The sequence below is a fragment of the Chromobacterium sphagni genome (assembly GCF_001855575.1).
In the GTDB taxonomy this organism is placed as follows: domain Bacteria; phylum Pseudomonadota; class Gammaproteobacteria; order Burkholderiales; family Chromobacteriaceae; genus Chromobacterium; species Chromobacterium sphagni.
Genome location: NZ_MKCS01000001.1, coordinates 3,100,030 through 3,117,084 on the forward strand (window position 1 = coordinate 3,100,030; position 17,055 = coordinate 3,117,084).

Consider the following 17,055-nt stretch of genomic DNA (forward strand, 5'->3'; position numbering starts at 1 on the left):
GGCCTTTATCCGCGATCGACGACGTGGCGCAGGCGGCGGTCGTCGTCCAGCAGCAGCTCTTTCACCGGCAGGGGCAGCACATGCAGCGCCGCCAGCTGCCCGCGGCTGAACCAGTTGAATTCGAACGGCACGCCGTTGTCGGTGACGAGAAAAGGGGAAGCGCGTCGCGGCAAGGTGGAGTCTTCCGCCAGCCTAGCCTGGAAATACAGGCCGAGCTCATGGTTGGCTTGCCCCGCCACGGCAAAGAAGTTTTCAATCAACATGACGAGATGGCCGCAATCCACGGATTCATCCAGTTCTTCTCGCATTTCCCGCGCCACGGTGGCGGCGGCGTCTTCGCCCGGCTCGACCCGGCCGCCGGGCAGCGTCCAGAAGTCGTCGCTGGCCGCGCGATGCAGCAGCACCTTGCCCTGGTGTTCGATGATGGCGGCGGCGCGCAGGTTGAAGCGGGTGCCGGCGACGTTGAAGCAGATCATTTTAAATTCCCATGTCATTTTGCGGGGCCGCGCAGCATAGCGCGCTTGCCGCAGGCGGGCAAGGCGCCGCCGCGCCGGGTATCATGGCGACCTGACTTGTTTTTTTATGAGAAGAAACCGCCATGACGATCTGGGTAGACGCCGACGCCTGTCCCAAGGTGATAAGGGAAGTGCTGTGCCGCGCGGCGCAGCGCACGGGGAGGGAACTGGTGTTTGTCGCCAACCAGCTGCTGACGGTGCCCAAGGCGCCCAATATCCGCGCGCTGCAAGTGCCCAAGGGCTTCGACGTGGCCGACAACGAGATCGCCCGCCGCATCCAGCCGGACGATCTGTTGATCACCGGCGACATCCCGCTGGCGGCCGAGGTGCTGGCCAAGGGTGCGCAGGCCCTGAACTGGCGCGGCGACGCTTTTTCCAAGGAAACCATAGCCGCGCAGCTGACCATGCGCGATTTCATGGACAATCTGCGCGCCAGCGGCGTGCAGACCGAAGGCCCGCCGGCGCTGAGCCAGGCCGACCGCCAGGCCTTCGCCCGCCAGCTGGATATTTGGTTGGCGAAGAAGTAGGGCGCAAGCTCGGTTTTGCCGGGTGTTTCTCTCCATCCCGTGCCCGTTGCGTGGGTGATATGGAACGCTGATTCCGCCCGGCGGGCGGGTCGGGGGGCTGCGCGGCCAGCCCCCCGACACCCCCAGGCCGCCCCTGCCGTCCGCGAAACCCCGCCAAAAAAGCGCCTAGTCAGGAGCCGCCGAAACTAGCCGCGCGCTACCGTCGCGCGGCGTCGAACAAATCGGCGTCTTAAAACCTGGCTAGGTACTTTTTTACCGGCGCGTGCTGAAGGGGGTATGGCCGCGCGGGTGATCATGTGTCTAATTGGAAAGCCAATAACCTGTAACTACGATATCGCATGAGAAAAGCCCCCGAATCCGGGGGCTTTGTCTTGTCTGGGAGGGGAGAATCTCAGGCTTTGCCCAGATGCGGCTCGGCGTCGAATTCTTCTTTCTTGGCTTGGGCCGCGCCCGGCTGGCGGATGGTCAACGAGAACAGCAGGGCGACGATCAACAGCGCCAGGATCAGGTGGAAGGTGGCCAGGAAGCCGCCGAACAGCGAGGCGACGATGGAGCCGACGATGCTGCCGATGCCGAAGCCCAGGTAGATCACGCCATAGTTCTTGGTCAGGTTGTTCAGGCCGAAGAAATCGCTGACCAGCGACGGGTAGACGGTGATGGTGCCGCCGAAGCTGAAGGCGACGCAGGCGATGGCGGCGAAGAACAGGCCTGCGCTCAGCGGGGCGAACAGCAGGGTCAGCATGCCGGCCAGCGCGGCGATCTGGGCGAGGGTGATGACGCGGATACGCGGCATCTTGTCGGACAGCACGCCCAGCGCCAGGCGGCCGGACAGGTTGGCCACCGCGATCACGGCCACCGCGTTGGCGGCGGTGGCCGCCGACAGGTGGACGAAGCTCTCGCCGATGTCCTTGGCCACGCCGATCACGTACAGGCCGCTCATGCACACGGTCAGGAACATCAGCGCCAGCATCCAGTACTGCGGCTGGCGCATCGCCTCGGCCAGCGTGAAGTCGCGGCTGCCGCCGGTTTGCGCGGCGGCCGGCTGTTGGGGCGCGTCAGTCATCAGCAAGGCGCCTGCCACCACCATGGCCATCGCGATCAGGCCCCACAGCTGGAAGGTGGCTTCCAGGCTGAAATGCGACAGCAGCGCCAGGTTGATGAACTTGAAGCCCAGGCTGCCCAGGCCGTAAGCGCCGATGGCGCAGGCGGAGACCAGGCCCTTGCGTTCCGGGAACCATTTCACGCAGTTGGACAGCGACATCAGGTAGCCGGCGCCGTCGGCGAAGCCCACCAACAGGCCGGCGCACAGGTAGAGCATGATCAGGTTGCCGGCATGCGAGGTCAGGTAGAAGCCCAGGCCCAGCAGCAGGCCGGAGGCGATGGCCACCTTGCGCACGCCGAAGCGCTCCTGCAATTTGCCGGCCATCGACGACGCGACCGCCAGCGCGAGGCTGAGCAAGCCGAAAGCGAAGGCCACCTGGCTGACCGGCTCGGACAGCTTGTGCGACAGCTGGGCGTTGAACAGGCTCCAGGTGTAGACGGAACCCAGCGCGAACTGGGTGAGGATGGTTCCGATCAGGGTTTGATAGCGGATGCGGTTGAGTGCGGGGTTCATGATGCGGCTCGCTAAAGTCATTACTATTAACGTGACTATAAGCGTGCGCTAATGAATGTGGCGCAAGCCAGGCATGAAATGCAGGCGGCGCGGAATGAACTGCAATCAGAGGTGCATCAGCTGCCGGAACGCCTTGATGTTGCTGCGGCTGACCGGGATTTCCGCCTTCAGGTCGTACAGCTTGATGATGTAGGTGCTGTTGAGCCAGGGCGCGATCTCGCGGATCTTGTGGATGTTGACGCAGAAGGAGCGGTGGCAGCGGAAGAAGCTGTCGGCCGGCAGCCGGCCGACGAACTCGCTGATGCTCATCGCCATCACGTAGCGGTCGTGCGCGGTGTAGACCAGCGTGACTTTCTCGTCGGCCTCGACGTAATAGATGTCGTCGCAGGGGGCGACGATGATGCTGTCGCCCTTGGCCAGGTTGACGGTGCGGCTGGCGGCCTGGGTTTCCGGCGCGGCGACAGGAGGCGGCGGCGCGGCTTCCAGCGCCTCCAGCTTGTGCAGTACATGGGCGATGCGCTGCTCGTTGTAGGGTTTGAGGATGTAGTCGAAGGCTTCCACTTCGAAGGCTTCCACCGCGAATTCCTTGTAGGCGGTGACGAACACGATGCGCGGCGGCCGCGACGACTTGTGCAGGTTCTTGGCCAGCAGCAGGCCGTCTATCGACGGGATGTTGATGTCCAGGAACACCACGTCCACCTCGTTTTCCTGCAGGAACTTGAAGGCCTCCAGCCCGTCCTCCACGCTGGCCAGGATCTCGATGCCGCTGAATTCGCGTATCAGGTAGGCCAGTTCCTGGCGCGCCAGGTATTCGTCTTCCACTATCAGCGCCTTCAGCATGCCGCTTCCTCCGCCGGCAGGTCGAAGCATACCGCGGTGCCCGGCTCCAGCCGCGTCAGCCGCAGGCCCTCGCCGTACAGCAGCTTCACCCGCTCGTTGACATTCATCAGGCCTATGCTGCGGCTTTCCACCTTGCCTTCGGCGATGCCGTCTATCACTTCCTGGCTGATGCCGTAGCCGCTGTCGCGCACGCAGACATGGATGCGCGCGCCGTCGCGCTTCACCGCGATGCACACCTCGCCCGGCCCCTTGCGCGGCTGGATGCCGTGCAGGATGGCGTTTTCCACCAAGGGTTGCAGCAACAGGCTGGGCACCCGCACATGCACGTCGTCGACGTCGAACACCACCTTGAGCTTGTCGCCGAAGCGCGCCTGCTCGATGGCGATGTAGTCGCGCACCTGTCGCAGCTCGTCCTGGATGTCGATCAGGCCGTCGTCCAGCGCCAGGTTGTAGCGCAGGTAGTCGGCCAGCTTGGCGATCAGCTGGCGCGCCTCCGACGGCTGGATGCGAATCAGCGACGAGATGGCGTTCAGCGCGTTGAACAGGAAGTGCGGGTTGATCTTGCTTTGCAGCGCGGTGAACTCGGCCTTGCGCGTCATTTCCTGCAGCTGCTTGATGCGCGACACCTCCATCTGGGTGGAGATCAGCTGCGACAGCCCCACCGCCACTTCGCGCAAGGAGCTGGTGATGCCGTGGCTCTTGCGGTAGAAGATTTTCAGCGTGCCGGTGACGCGGCCGTTTTCGCGCAGCGGGATGATGATCACAGAGTGGAAGTCCGCCAGGTGGTACTGCTGCAGATTGTTTTCGATGATGATCTGGTCGCGCTCCACCGCCTGGCGGGTGATCTCGCCTATGGCGGAGTGGCCGTGCTGGCGGTAGTAGTCCTTGCCCAGGCCGACATAGGCCAGTACGTCGGCGGTGTCGGTGATGGCCACCGCGTCTGCGCCGATGTGCTGGCGGATCACGGTGCAGACTTCAATCAGCGCGTCGCGGTCCAGGTTCTGGAAATAGGGCAGGGTCTGGTTGGCGATGGTCAGCGCCAGCTTGGCCTGGCGCGCCGCCAAGAGTTCCTTCTCGTCGTCCAGGTCCTGCACCAGCCGCACGATCAGCCCCACGCACACGGTGCCCAGTATCATCGGGTAGGCGATGTGGCCGACGATGGCGGCGCCGACGCCGGGATCGGTCAGCAGCAGGATCAGCGCCATGGTCAGCCCTTCGCAGAACATGCCGGCCACCACGCCGTACAGCCACAGCCGGGCCTTGCCGGCGCGGTAGTGGATGAAGGTGCCGATCAGGCCGGCGGCGACGCTGGAGATCAGGCAGGGGACCGAGGTATAGCCGTGGATGTCTATCAGGTAGCGGTGGACGCCGGAGACGATGCCGGCCGGTATTCCCACCCAGGGGCCGAACAGGATGCCGCCGGACAGCACGGCGATGATGCGCACATTGACCAGCGAACCATCCACCGGAATGCCGGTGTAGGTGCTGAACAAGGCGAACAGGCAGAACAGCAGCGACACGCCGGCCAGTTCGGCCGGGCTGTGGTCCTGCTTGCGCAGCAGGTGCTGGAACGGCCGGAAGCGGCTGAGGAAGAACAGCGCCATCAGCAGCAGCGCGGCGCGCTCGAACACTGCCAGCAGCAGCATGGATTGGTTTTCTATCATGGGCGGGCTTAGGCTGCGGCGGGCTCGAGCGCGCCGCAGCGGAAAACGGGGTTTGCGAACCGTCGGCGGCTCAGGGTGTTGCCCGGTATTTTAATGCATGGGGAAGACTTGCTTGCTGTTAGGGAAGAGAAAAGACATTGGCATGATGCTTGCTACAGTTTCAGCTCCAGTTCGCCGCCGCCTTGCGCCGGATAGGCGCAGCACAGCAGGATCTCGCCGTCGGCCGGCGCGTAGGCGGGGGTTTGCAGATAGGTTGTGGCGCCCGCCAGCAAGCGGGTGCGGCAGCTGCCGCAGCTGCCGCCGCGGCAGCTGAAGTCCGGCGACAGGCCGCAGGATTCGGCCAACTCCAGCAGGCTGCCGCCGCCGGGTTGCCACTCGGCTTCGCGTTCCGCGTCGGCAAAGCGCACCCTCACTGCGTGCTCGGCCGCAGGCGGCAGGGTTTGGGCCGCCGTGCCGGCGCGAACCAGTCCGGCCGGACCGAAGGCCTCGGCGCGGATGCGCTCGTCGGCCACGCCGGCGGCCAGCAATGGGTTGTATAGCGCCTGCATGAAGCCGGCCGGGCCGCACAGGTAAAAATCGCCGGACAGATCCGCGCCGGTCCGGCGCAGCAGATCGATGTCGACATGGCCTGCGTGCTGGTAATCGACACCGGCCCGGCTGGAGGTTTCCGGCCGGCTGACGGCCTTCACGATGGTCAATTGTCCGGCGGCCTGTTGCCGCAGTTGTTCCAGCTCGGCGTCGAAAGCGCGCTCGGCCACGCTGCGGGTGGCGTACAGCAGCAGCGTGGGCGGCATCGCGTCTGGACTGGCGGCCAGTTGGTGCAGCATCGCCAGCAGCGGAGTGATGCCTATGCCGCCGGCGATGAGCGTAATCGGCCGGCCGGATGGCGTCAGCGTGAAGTCGCCGCGGGGCGGCAGGCTTTCCAGCATGTCGCCGGCCACCATCTGGTGCAGCCGGGCGGACGCCTTGCCCTGCAGCTTGACGCTGATGCGGTAGCCGCCGGTCTGCGACAGCGTGTAGTTGCGCAGCCGCAGCCCGTCTACGCCGGCCACCCGCACGCTCAGATGCTGGCCTGGCAGGAAGGGCTGGGGCGGGCTGCCGTCTGCCGGCGCGAGATGGAGCGAGCGCACCAGCGGGCTTTCCTCTACCACGCGCTCCACCCGCAACGGCTGCCATTCGCGGCGGGCGGCGCGTTCCGGCCAGGCGCCGGTGGCCAGGGCGAAGGGAGAAAATTCCAGCAGCTGCCAGCGCAAGGCCAGCGCGTTGCGGCGGCGCACCACCCGTTCCACTTTCAGCCGCCACAGCCGCTCGGCGCCAGTAAACGTCCGCGCTTCGTCGCTGTCCAGCGCCAGCTCGACGCTGCCGGTGAGCTGCAGCGTGTCGCCGCCGGCGAAGTCGACGAACAGCAGGCCGGCCTTGGGATGAAGCAGCAGATTGCCCAGGGTGTTGAAGTAGCCGTTGCCGGCGAAATCGGGGATGGTGAGCGTATCGCCATCCACGCGGACAAAGCCGGGTTTGCCGCCGCGATGGGACGCATCCATCTGCCAGCCGGGGCGTGCTTCGTCGCCGGGCGCGGCGCTGGCGACGAAGAAGGTGTCGGCGGAAGAGATGGCGGCGCGCGCATCGTCGTCCAACCGGTCCATCCATTCCACCGTGCCCAGGATGCGGCCGCTGGGCGGGCGGGAAAAGCTGAACTGGCGCTGCTGGATGTACTTGGGGCAGTTGCCGAAGGCTTGGCCGACGCCGACCGCGAAGCCGCTGTCGTCAAGTTCGTTCAGCGCGCCGTTCAGGCGGTTGCGGCGGCGGGTGTGCAGCTCGATTCCCAGCAGCCCGATGGCCGCTCCGGGCAGAAGGCAGTCGCGCAACGGGTCGGCGCGGCTGGGCAGGCTGTCCAGCCGCAGCCGCCCGGGATCGGGCGAGTGCGCGAAGCCGGGCAGGCCTTCGATAAGCCCGGCCCATGGCCGGCTGGCATCGTCGACCGCTGCCGCGATGAGGAAGGGCAGTTGGCTGAAGAAGGCGCGGTGCTGTTCCGGCATATGGTCGCGGATATTGCGCGCGCCGACGGCCGCCATCTGCGCCAAGCTGCCGGCGCGGCGTTGCATGTCCAGTTCGCCCGGGTGCCAGGGGAAGCGGGTATCAGCCATCGTGTTCTCCAGTCTGATCGGCGGGTTCGGACCGCGGGGCCGGCAATGGCCGCGGCCCGTCGCCGCGCCTGGCCTAAATGCTTGAGCTTAAGGCATCCCGGCTGTTTGCGCTCGCCGATATCCGCCGGATGCGAAAGCCTGGCGGGAGAGCCCGGATGAGGAAGGGCATGGAGCGCATGATAATCGCCTTGCGCATGTTGATTGAAATATTGATGCGCAAATTCAACTGATAAAAAGCATGAATTACCATTTATCAATTAAATGCAATCATCCTGTGCCATTTGTTTGGTGGGTAGCGATGGATTCTTTCTGCTTAAATATTTCGGAGCCTGTGATGAAAATTCGACATGCAGTGTTGGCTGGTCTGATTGGGTGGATGGTTGCGGGAGAGGGCGGCATTGCTTTGGCCGCCGAGCGTATCGACTTGGCGACGCCGGCCGGCGCGTCGTTTCCGGGCGTGCAGCAGGCCGGGCTCAAAGCGCTGCGCAGCGTCCAGTTTCCCGATGGCAAGGTGGTCACCCGTTACCAGCAGTACTATCTGGGCGTGCCGGTATGGGGCGAAGCGGTAGTGGAGGAGACGCGTGCCGGCCAGCCGGCGAAATTGAGCGGCAACTATATCGCCGGGATCCAGGCCGATCTGGCCTCGGCGCAGCCGACTGTGAAGCGCGACGCCGCGCTGGCCCAGGCCAAGGCCTTGACCGCGAATGGCTATCCTACGCGCAACGAGCAGGCCGACCTGGCGGTGCGCTTGAACGAGAGCAACGTGGCGCAGCTGGTGTATCTGGTTTCCTTTGTGGTGGAGAGCGGCAAGGGCCCCAGCCGTCCCAATTTCATCATCGATGCGCATAACGGGCAGGTGCTGCAACGCTGGGAGGGGCTGGCCCATGCGGAGGCGGGCGGGCCCGGCGGCAACGCCGGCACCGGAAAGTACTTCTATGGCAAGGACTATGGCCCGCTGATCGTCACCAGCGATTGCCGAATGGATAGCGGCGACGTGGCGACCGTCAATCTGGCGGGCGGGACCAGCGGCAGCGTGCCGTTCAAGTTTGCCTGCCCCACGAATGACTATGGGGAAGTCAACGGCGGCTATTCGCCGTTGAACGATGCGCATTTCTTCGGCAATACCGTGGTGAAAATGCACAAGGACTGGTTCGGCTCCGCGCCCCTGCGGCAAAAACTGTATGTCAAAGCGCATTATGGCCATGGATCCGAGGCGGTATTCTGGGATGGCCAGGCGTTGTATGTCGGTGATGGCTCGCGCCGGTTCTACCCGCTGGCGGTGCTGGACGTGATCGTGCACGAGGTGCACCACGGGTTCACCGAGCAGAATTCCGGTCTGGCCTACAAGGGACAGTCGGGCGGCATCAACGAGGCGTTCTCCGACATGGCCGGCGAAGCCGCGGAGTACTACCTGAGGGGACGGAACGACTGGCTGGTCGGCGCGGAAATTTTCAAGAAGGGCGGCGCGCTGCGCTATTTCGCCGACCCGAGCCGGGATGGCCGTTCGATCAGCCACGCCAAGGACTATCGCGACGGCATGGATGTCCACTATTCCAGCGGCGTGTACAACAAGGCGTTCTATCTGCTCGCCACCCGTCCGGGCTGGAACACCCGCAAGGCGTTCGAGGTGTTCGCCGACGCCAACCGTCTGTACTGGACCAGCACTTCGACGTTCAATGACGCCGCCTGCGGTGTGATGCGGGCGGCAGAGGCGCGCGGCTACCGCCGGATCGACGTCGTCCAGTCTTTCGCCGGCGTCGGGGTGGCTTGCGCCGCCTGAGTCAAGGGCCGAGGCGAACCGGAGGGTTCCAGGCGGCGGTCGAAGAGATTCGGCCGCCGTTGTTCTTCGTCCATCTATGGCCCCGCCTCGCCGTTGGGCTGGCCGAGATCAGCGCGCGGCCTGCTCCAGGCTGGCCAATAGTTCCGCCAGCCGTTTTTCCAGCGCGTCTAGGCTGCGGGGCGGCAGCGCCGCCAGGATCGCGTGTTCATTGGCGACGTGCGCTTCCAGCGCCCGCTCCACCAATTCGAATCCGGCCGCGCTCAAGCGCACCAGCGTGCTGCGCGCGTCCTGAGCGCTTGCCTCGCGCGCAATCCAGCCCTTTCCCTCCAATACTTTCAGCCTGTGGGTCATGGTGCCCGATGTGACCATCAGCGACGAGAACAGCTCGGTCGGCGCCAGGCAGTAGGGCGCGCCGCTGCGCCGCAGCGTGGCCAGCACGTCGAACTCCCAGCTGCTGAGCCCGTATTGGCAGAACACGCTGTCCAGTCTTTGCCCCAGCAGCGCGGCGCAGCGGCTGATCCGGCCTATCACCGCCATCGGGCTGGCGTCCAGATCCGGCCGCTCGCGCCGCCATTGCGCCAGGATGGTGTCCACCGCATCCGGGGTTCCTGGTTCTTCCATTGCGCTATCCTTTTCTTGAATTCAAGATAAATTTGCCTTGAATTCAAGATAAATGTTATCTTGAATTCAAGCTAAGTATCTGCCGATTATATTCGGGATGGAAAGGACTGCCCATAATGTCTTCCGCAAAATCGACAAGCAATTGGCGCGATGTGGCGCTGACTGCGCTGGCCCCCGCGGTCTGGGGTTCCACCTATATCGTGACCACCCAGCTGTTGCCGCCGGATCGGCCGTTCACCGCGGCGCTGCTGCGGGTGCTGCCGGCCGGCCTGCTGCTGGTTCTGGCCGGGCGCTGGCTACCGCGGCGCGGCGACTGGGGGAAGTTGTTGCGGTTGTCTGCGTTGAACATCGGCGCGTTTCAGGCGCTGCTGTTTGTCGCCGCTTACCGCCTGCCCGGCGGCCTGGCCGCGGTGGTGGGGGCCATCCAGCCATTGCTGGTGATGGGTTTGGCCTGGGGGCTGGATCGCAACCGTCCCGGAGGCTGGCCGCTGGCGGCCAGCCTGACAGGGATCGCCGGCATGGCTGCGCTGTTGCTGTCGCCGGGTTCGGCCTGGGACGGGCTAGGCGTGCTGGCGGCGCTGGGCGGCGCGGTTTGCATGGCTTGCGGCACCTTCCTTACCCGCCGCTGGCGGCTGGCGGCGCCGATAACAGCGCTGACCGGCTGGCAGTTGTTGTTGGGCGGCTTGATGTTGCTGCCTTTGGCCTGGCGGCTGGATGCGCCGTTGCCGGCATTGGGCGCTGTCCAGATCGCCGCTTACGGCTATCTGTCGCTGTTTGGCGCGCTGCTGGCCTATCTGCTGTGGTTCCGCGGCATTGCCCGGCTGTCGCCGGTGGCGGTGTCGTCGCTGGGGCTGCTCAGCCCGCTGACCGCGGTGCTGCTGGGCTGGCTGTTGTTGGGACAAGCCTTGTCGCCGCTGTCGCTGCTGGGCCTGGTGACGGTGCTCGCCAGCGTGCTTGTGGTGCAATGGAATATGGCGGCGGCCGTGCCGGCCAGGCAGTTCTGAACCCGGGCCCGATGCCGGCAGTTTTGCCGCCGCTTGCCGGTGCCTGGGCGGCGTAACCGGCCAGCCGGCGGTGCTGTTGCCGGGCGGGTCAGGAAGCGTTGTCCGCCAGCCAGCGCGCCATCTGCAGCACGTCCTGGAAATGGCCGTCCAGGCAGATGGCGTTCTGCTTGCGTCCTTCCAGTTTGAAGCCATGGCGTTGATACAGGCGCTGCGCGCGCAAGTTGTCGGCGTGGACGGTCAGCTCCACCCGGCGGTAACCGCGCTGCCTGGCGACTTCCAGCGTGTTCTCCAGCAGCCAGCCGCCCAGTCCCATGCCGCGGTGGCTGGGCAACAGGCCGATGCCCAGCACGCCGCCATGGCGGTAAAACGGGCTGGCGTGCGGCTGGATGTCGCACCAGCCGACCACCTGGTCGCCATCCAACAGCAGCAGGTGCGGGGCGTTCTGTTCCAACTGCCGGCTGACATAGGCGGCGGATTGCGCTTGCGAGAATTCCGGATACGCCAGATAGCGGCGTTCGCGCGCCACACTGTCGGTCAGCCGCCAGAAAACGGCGGCGTCATCGGGGATGAGGTGGCGCAGGCTGAGCGGCGCGGTATACGGGCTGGGCATGGCGGCATAGTCTTGCGGAACGGCCGGCCATTCTGCCCAACGGCAAATGACATTGCAATAGCCGGGCGCGATTCAGGCGGTGGCTTCGCCGCTGGCGATGACCTGGCGGCAATGGCGCTCCAGCGTGCCGATTTCATCCAGCACCGCGTCGATGTCTTGGCGCTGCGATTCCAGCTGGCGGCGGCGCGCCAGCAGCAGGTCCAGCAGCTTCTGCGACTGGCTGGCCTCATCGTGGGCCAACTGGTACAAGTCGATGATTTCGCGGATTTCCGCCAGCGACAGGCCGATGCGCTTGCCGCGCAAGATCAGCTTCAGGCGCGCGCGGTCGCGGCGCGAGAACAGGCGCTGGCGGCCGTCGCGCTGAGGTTCTATCAGCCCTTGCTCTTCGTAGAAGCGAATGGTGCGCAGCGTGACGTCAAATTCTTGCGCCAGATCGGAGATGGTGAAAAATTCGGCTTGGTTCATATGTTTTCCTTCAGGCGGCGATTGTAGCGTTTTTCCCACGCCAGCTGATGAAAGCTTGATTTACGTTTACGTAATCGTCAACCTGTGTTTTTCGCCACGAAACAGGGAGCCGCAGATGCAGCAGGCCAGCTATGCCCAGGGAGCCGGCAGTCCGCCGCTGTTGGAGTTGACCATAGGACGTTTCTTCGACCAGGCCTGCGCGCGTCATGGCGAGCGGCCGGCCCTGCTCGCGCGCCAGCAGGGCATTCGCTGGAGCTACGCCGAGTTGCGGCAACGGGTGGACAGCCTGGCCTGCGGCCTGTTGCGGCTGGGTCTGCAACCGGGGGAGCGGGTGGGCATCTGGTCGCAGAACCGCGCCGAATGGGTGCTGATGCAGTTCGCCAGCGCCAAAGCCGGCCTAGTGCTGGTCAACATCAATCCGGCCTACCGCCGCGCGGAGCTGGAATACGCGCTGAACAAGACGGCTTGCCGCGCGCTGGTGTTGTCGCCCAGTTTCAAGAGCAGCGACTACGTGGAAATGATGCGGCAGCTGGCGCCGGAGCTGGACCATTGCCAGCCGGGCCGGCTGCAAGCCGCGCGGGCGCCGGATTTGCGCTGGGTGGTGCGCATCGGCCAGCAGGCGCTGCCAGGCATGCTGCCGTTTTCCGCGCTGCTGGCCGAGCCGGAGAGCGGGGAGCTTGCGGCCTTGCAGGCCTTGGGCGAGACCCTGCAGTTCGACGAGGCGGTCAACATCCAGTTCACCTCCGGCACCACCGGCCAGCCCAAAGGTGCCACGCTGTCGCACCGCAACATCCTCAACAACGCCTGGTTTGTCGGCGCGGCGATGCGCCTGAGCGAGGAGGACCGGCTGTGCATTCCGGTGCCGCTCTACCATTGCTTCGGCATGGTGATGGGCACGCTGTGCTGCCTGTGCCACGGCGCGGCGATGGTGTTGCCCGCTGAAGGCTTCGATGCGCTGGCGGTGCTGGAAACGGTGGCGGAAGAGCGTTGCACCGCTTTGCACGGCGTGCCCACCATGTTCATTTCCCTGCTGGAGCACCCGCGCTTCGCCGAATTCGACCTCTCCAGCCTGCGCACCGGCATCATGGCCGGCAGCCCTTGCCCGGTGGAAGTGATGAAGCGGGTGCTGGCGCAGCTGCACATGGCCGAAGTGACGATCTGCTACGGCATGACCGAAACCAGCCCGGTCAGCCTGCAAAGCGCCGTCGACACGCCTTTGGCGCAAAAGGTGGGCACGGTGGGTTTCGTCCATCCGCATGTGGAAGTGAAGATCGTCGATGCCGAAGGCCGCGCCGTGCCGCGCGGACAAAGCGGCGAGCTGTGCGTGCGCGGCTATTCGGTGATGCTGGGCTATTGGAACGACGAGGCGATCAGCCGCGAAGCGATAGACGCCGACGGCTGGATGCACAGCGGCGATCTGGCCGAGATGCATGAGGATGGTTCGGTCAATATCGTCGGACGACTGAAGGACATGGTGATACGCGGCGGCGAGAACATCTACCCGCGCGAGATAGAAGAATTTCTCTACCGTCATCCCAAGATACTGGAGGTGCAGGCGGTCGGCGTGCCGGATGCGCGTTACGGCGAGGAACTGTGCGTGTGGATACGGCTGCGCGACGGCGAAACGGCGACGGCGGAGGAGATCCGCGCCTTTTGCCAGGGCGAGATCGCCCATTACAAGATCCCGCGCTACATCGAGTTTGTCGATGGATTTCCGATGACTGTCACCGGCAAGATCCAGAAGTACCAGATGAGGCGGCAGATGCTGGAAAAGCTGGGTCTGCCGGATGTCCAAACGGCCTGATTCCGGACAAACGGGGCAGCAAAATGCCGGCTAGAACAGCGCTTTTGGCTTACAATGCGCCCAGACCTGATTCACCTTGAGGAATACATCATGACCGTTACCGCTTTCAACGATGCCGACCTGGCCCGTCTCGAAACGCTGTTGACCCCGTTGTCCGCCAGCGGCAGCACCATGCGCCCGGACGAAGTGCAAGGTTTCTTTGCCGCGTTGGTCAGCGGGCCGGACGAGGTCGATACTGATTTCTGGCTGCCGGAAGTGTTGGGCGACGCGCCGGCTTTCGCCAATCAGGCTGATGAAGCCGAACTGAAGTCCCTGCTGCAGAAGCTGTTCGACACCACCCGCGACGTTCTGGCCGCCGGCGAAGAGCTGGACATGATCCTGTACGCGGAAGAGGACAGCGAGGAAGAGGGCGAGCCCGACTACTGGCCGTGGACAAACGCCTACCTGTACGCGCTGGACCTGGTCGATACCGACTGGTTCGAAGTGGCGGAAGAGGATGAAGGCTTTGAAAGCCTGATGATGCCGATGCTGGTGCTGGGCGGCGCTTTCGAAGAGGAGGACGGCGAAGACCTGCTGACCTTCACCGACGAGGAAGTGGAAGGCTACAAGGAAGAGCTGACCGATTCCCTGCACGCGGTGTTCGCCTACTGGCGCGCCAAGGGACAGGCTCCCTCCACCGTGCGTCGCGAAGGCGACAAGGTGGGCCGCAACGACGCGTGCCCGTGCGGCAGCGGCAAGAAGTACAAGGCCTGCTGCGGCAGCAACTGAGCGGCAAGCCTGATGGCGTGAAAGGCGGACTGGGGTCCGCCTTTTTTCATTTGCCGCCGCATCCGTGGCCGCCGATGCGCCAGTTTTCGGATGGGAGCGGATTTTTTGCCGTGAAGATGTTTTTGTCATGACATTTTGGCTGGATGGCATGCCGGCTTTGGCGCAGCTGCCTGGCTGAAACAGGAAAAAATCATGAATCCCGCTCTCGTCTTCGATTATCACAATCCCACTCGCTTACGCTTCGGTGCCGGCAAGCTGGCCCAGCTTTCCTCGCTGCTGCCGCGCGAGGCCCGCATCCTGCTGCTGTATGGCGGCGGATCGATCAAGCGCAATGGCATCTATGACCAGTTGCGGCAAGCCTTGCAAGGGCTTGACTGGGCCGAGTTCGGCGGCGTGGCGCCCAACCCTTCGCAGGAGGCGCTGGCCGGCGCGGTGGCGCAGATCCGCGAACAGCAGCGCGATTTCATCCTGGCGGTGGGCGGCGGCTCGGTCATTGACGCCGCCAAATACCTGGCCGCGGCGGCGCTGTACGACGGCGACAGTTGGGACCTGGTATCCGGCAGGACGCCGGTGACGGCGGCGCTGCCGCTGGGAGCGGTGTTGACGCTGGCGGCCACCGGCTCCGAGGGCAACGGCACCTCGGTGATTTCCCGCTTGTCCAGCCAGGAAAAGCTGTCTTTCCGTTCGCCGCTGTTGCGCCCGAGCTTCGCCATTCTCGACCCGGATACGCTGGCAACCTTGCCGGACCGGCAACTGGCCAACGGTGTGGTGGACGCCTTTGTCCATGCCTGCGAACAATATTTGACCTATCCGGTGGGCGCATTGGTGCAGGATGGCTGCGCCGAGGCCGTGCTGCGCGCGCTATACCAGCTGGCCTGCCGTTTCGATGAGCGCCATACGCCGGACTGGCGCCAGAACATGATGTGGGCGGCCAATCAGGCGCTGTCAGGCTCCATCGGCCTGGGCGTGCCGCAGGACTGGGCCAGCCATGGCATCGGCGGGTGTTGACCGCGCTGTACGGCATCGACCATGGCCGTACCCTGTCCATCGTGCAGCCGTCGTTGTTGCGCGAGTCCTGTTTGGACAAGGCCGCCAAGTTGCGGCAGGTGGGCGCGCGGGTGTTCGACGCGCCAGAGCTGGCGGCGGAAGAGGTGATAGAGCGGATAGTGGGGATGTACCGCGGGCTGGGCATGCCGGTGCGTCTGAGCGAAGCGGGAGTGTCGGACGCGGCGGCGGCGGAGAGCGTGCTGGCGCTGATGCGGCGGGCTGGCCAATTGCAGCTGGGGGAGCGGGGCATTCTGGATGAGGCGCGCATCGGCCGCATCGTGCGGGCGTTCTGCCGCTGATTGTTCTGCCGAGGCGCCGGGAGGCGGGGCTTGGCGGCGCCGTCTATGGGCAGATTTCGTCCGCGGCGGCTCAGTCCAGGCCGAAACGTTCGCGCAGCAGCTGGCCCGTCAGCTGGCACAGGGCTTGCAGATGGCCTGCCGTAGCCGGCGGGCAGGCATTCAGCTGGCGCAGCACTTGGCAGGTTTCCTGGTAGCCGCGTTCCAGTCCGGCCTGCGCCATCGGGATGAAGATTTTTTGCGCGTCCTGCGCCGCTAGCTGGGGGTGGCTGCCGCGGTAGTGCTCAAACAAGGCGACGATGCCCAGGAGCAGGTGCCGGCTGTGGCTACCGTCGGGGATGGCGCCCGCCTGCAGCTGCGCGGGGTCCACATCCAGGCCGGCCAACTGGGCGATCTGGTCCATCGTGGCGCTGTAAAGCAGCGCCGCCGCCTGCCTGCCATGGCTCAGGCTGATGTCGGCGCTGTCGTCCATCTGCTGGCCGCCGCCGCCATGGCCCTGGAAATGGGCAAGGGCATGCACGCCGCGCGCGCCGCCAGTCCCTCCCGCGCGCGGATGGACGCCGCCTATCGGCGCGACGATGATTTCGTCATTAATTGCCATTGCCCGTTTTCCCCTCGCTTACCATTCAGCCGCCGGCGCTGTCGCTGGCGGCGGATTGCGACGACTGCGTGCTGGCGGACTGGTTCTGCTGCAGGAAGGCGTCCAGGCCTTGTTCCACCAGATCGTGGGTCTGCTGGATGCCGCTGGCCACGTCGCCGTTGAAGACATTGAGGCTCTTGAGCACGCCGGTGGCCTCCTGATAGCCTTGCTCGAAGCCCTGGCGGATCAGGCCGACGAAGTTTTGCGCCTGCTGATCGGAACTCAATTCCGGATGCTGCTGCTTGTACAGGGCGAACAGGCTGGTGGCGCCGTCCAGGATGCGCTTGGAGGTGGCTTGCGGCGAGTTGTCGTCGTCGCTCTGGCCGCTTTGCTGTACCGAGATGCTCACTTGGGTGCTGCTGATCTGGAGCGAGCCGCTGTTTTGCTGTCCGTTCTGCTTGGCGGCGTCGGCGTTGAGAATCTGGTTGATATTGGTGATGGAGGCTTGGAACAGCAGGGTCTGCGATTGCTTGCCGCTGCTGATGGACACGCTCAAGGATTCCACCAGCACCGAGTTGAGTTGGTTGCGCGCGTCCTGCGGGCTGTAGCCGCTGGTCTGGTTAGCGCTGCTGCTCTGGCCGGTCTGGGACGTGTTCAAGGATGATATCGACATCACGGACTCCTGTCGGCGCGCCGTTGCTGTCTGGTGCGCTGTGGCGGGTTGAGAAGACAACGTAAGTATGATCATGATTTCGGCCGCGGCGCGGAAAACTTG

The 17,055-nt window shown here is 64.9% G+C and carries 17 protein-coding genes; 7 read left to right on the plus strand and 10 right to left on the minus strand.

Annotated features, from left to right (window positions below; all coding sequences use genetic code 11):
• Positions 1-5: 5 nt before the first annotated feature.
• Positions 6-476: an NUDIX hydrolase gene (locus BI347_RS14350; RefSeq protein WP_071113775.1), complete on the minus strand. Its 471-nt coding sequence runs from the start codon at positions 474-476 to the stop codon at positions 6-8.
• Positions 477-598: 122 nt separating this feature from the next.
• On the opposite strand from BI347_RS14350, the gene BI347_RS14355 reads away from it, so the two are divergent.
• Positions 599-1,042 (plus strand): YaiI/YqxD family protein, encoded by a 444-nt coding sequence (locus BI347_RS14355; protein ID WP_071113774.1) that lies wholly within the window; start codon positions 599-601, stop codon positions 1,040-1,042.
• A 391-nt stretch (positions 1,043-1,433) separates the two neighbouring features.
• On the opposite strand, the gene BI347_RS14360 is transcribed toward BI347_RS14355, so the two are convergent.
• The 4 genes from BI347_RS14360 to BI347_RS14375 form a co-directional block, all read right to left on the minus strand.
• Entirely contained in the window at positions 1,434-2,657 is a 1,224-nt protein-coding gene (locus BI347_RS14360) for an L-lactate MFS transporter (protein WP_071116158.1), read from the minus strand.
• Positions 2,658-2,762: 105 nt separating this feature from the next.
• A complete protein-coding gene (locus BI347_RS14365; protein WP_071116159.1) occupies positions 2,763-3,497 on the minus strand; it encodes a LytR/AlgR family response regulator transcription factor in 735 nt (244 codons plus the stop codon).
• Positions 3,491-5,143, minus strand: a complete 1,653-nt coding sequence (locus BI347_RS14370; RefSeq protein WP_239690890.1) for a LytS/YhcK type 5TM receptor domain-containing protein — start codon at positions 5,141-5,143, stop codon at positions 3,491-3,493. The genes BI347_RS14365 and BI347_RS14370 overlap by 7 nt, the downstream gene beginning before the upstream one ends.
• Positions 5,144-5,313: 170 nt before the next feature.
• Positions 5,314-7,305: a pyridoxamine 5'-phosphate oxidase family protein gene (locus BI347_RS14375; RefSeq protein WP_071116161.1), complete on the minus strand. Its 1,992-nt coding sequence runs from the start codon at positions 7,303-7,305 to the stop codon at positions 5,314-5,316.
• A gap of 334 nt (positions 7,306-7,639) precedes the next feature.
• Between BI347_RS14375 and BI347_RS14380 the strand changes: the two genes are divergently transcribed.
• Entirely contained in the window at positions 7,640-9,085 is a 1,446-nt protein-coding gene (locus BI347_RS14380) for a M4 family metallopeptidase (RefSeq protein WP_071116162.1), read from the plus strand.
• Between the two features lie 108 nt (positions 9,086-9,193).
• Here BI347_RS14380 and BI347_RS14385 read toward each other — a convergent pair whose 3' ends face one another.
• Positions 9,194-9,706, minus strand: coding sequence for a MarR family winged helix-turn-helix transcriptional regulator (locus BI347_RS14385; protein WP_071112438.1), 513 nt, complete (start codon positions 9,704-9,706; stop codon positions 9,194-9,196).
• Between the two features lie 116 nt (positions 9,707-9,822).
• Between BI347_RS14385 and BI347_RS14390 the strand changes: the two genes are divergently transcribed.
• Positions 9,823-10,710: an EamA family transporter gene (locus BI347_RS14390; protein ID WP_071112437.1), complete on the plus strand. Its 888-nt coding sequence runs from the start codon at positions 9,823-9,825 to the stop codon at positions 10,708-10,710.
• A gap of 88 nt (positions 10,711-10,798) precedes the next feature.
• Here the strand turns inward: BI347_RS14390 and BI347_RS14395 are convergent, their stop codons facing one another.
• A complete protein-coding gene (locus BI347_RS14395; protein ID WP_071116163.1) occupies positions 10,799-11,320 on the minus strand; it encodes a GNAT family N-acetyltransferase in 522 nt (173 codons plus the stop codon).
• 72 nt (positions 11,321-11,392) lie between these two features.
• Positions 11,393-11,785: a MerR family transcriptional regulator gene (locus BI347_RS14400; protein WP_071112436.1), complete on the minus strand. Its 393-nt coding sequence runs from the start codon at positions 11,783-11,785 to the stop codon at positions 11,393-11,395.
• Positions 11,786-11,900: 115 nt separating this feature from the next.
• Between BI347_RS14400 and BI347_RS14405 the strand changes: the two genes are divergently transcribed.
• From BI347_RS14405 to BI347_RS24830, 4 genes are all read left to right on the plus strand, one after another.
• Entirely contained in the window at positions 11,901-13,589 is a 1,689-nt protein-coding gene (locus BI347_RS14405; RefSeq protein ID WP_071112435.1) for an AMP-binding protein, read from the plus strand.
• Between the two features lie 90 nt (positions 13,590-13,679).
• Entirely contained in the window at positions 13,680-14,357 is a 678-nt protein-coding gene (locus BI347_RS14410) for a YecA/YgfB family protein (protein ID WP_071112434.1), read from the plus strand.
• Positions 14,358-14,549: 192 nt separating this feature from the next.
• Complete coding sequence (locus tag BI347_RS14415) at positions 14,550-15,365, plus strand: iron-containing alcohol dehydrogenase (protein WP_275638042.1); 816 nt, start codon at positions 14,550-14,552, stop codon at positions 15,363-15,365.
• Complete coding sequence (locus BI347_RS24830) at positions 15,359-15,703, plus strand: dehydroquinate synthase/iron-containing alcohol dehydrogenase family protein (protein WP_275638044.1); 345 nt, start codon at positions 15,359-15,361, stop codon at positions 15,701-15,703. Before BI347_RS14415 ends, BI347_RS24830 begins: the two co-directional genes overlap by 7 nt.
• A gap of 70 nt (positions 15,704-15,773) precedes the next feature.
• Here BI347_RS24830 and BI347_RS14420 read toward each other — a convergent pair whose 3' ends face one another.
• Both BI347_RS14420 and BI347_RS14425 read right to left on the minus strand, forming a co-directional pair.
• Positions 15,774-16,301 carry a DUF5610 domain-containing protein gene (locus BI347_RS14420; RefSeq protein WP_071112433.1) on the minus strand — a complete coding sequence of 176 codons (528 nt, stop codon included), beginning with the start codon at positions 16,299-16,301 and terminating at the stop codon, positions 15,774-15,776.
• A 25-nt stretch (positions 16,302-16,326) separates the two neighbouring features.
• A complete protein-coding gene (locus BI347_RS14425; RefSeq protein WP_071116164.1) occupies positions 16,327-16,953 on the minus strand; it encodes a DUF5610 domain-containing protein in 627 nt (208 codons plus the stop codon).
• Positions 16,954-17,055 lie beyond the last annotated feature (102 nt).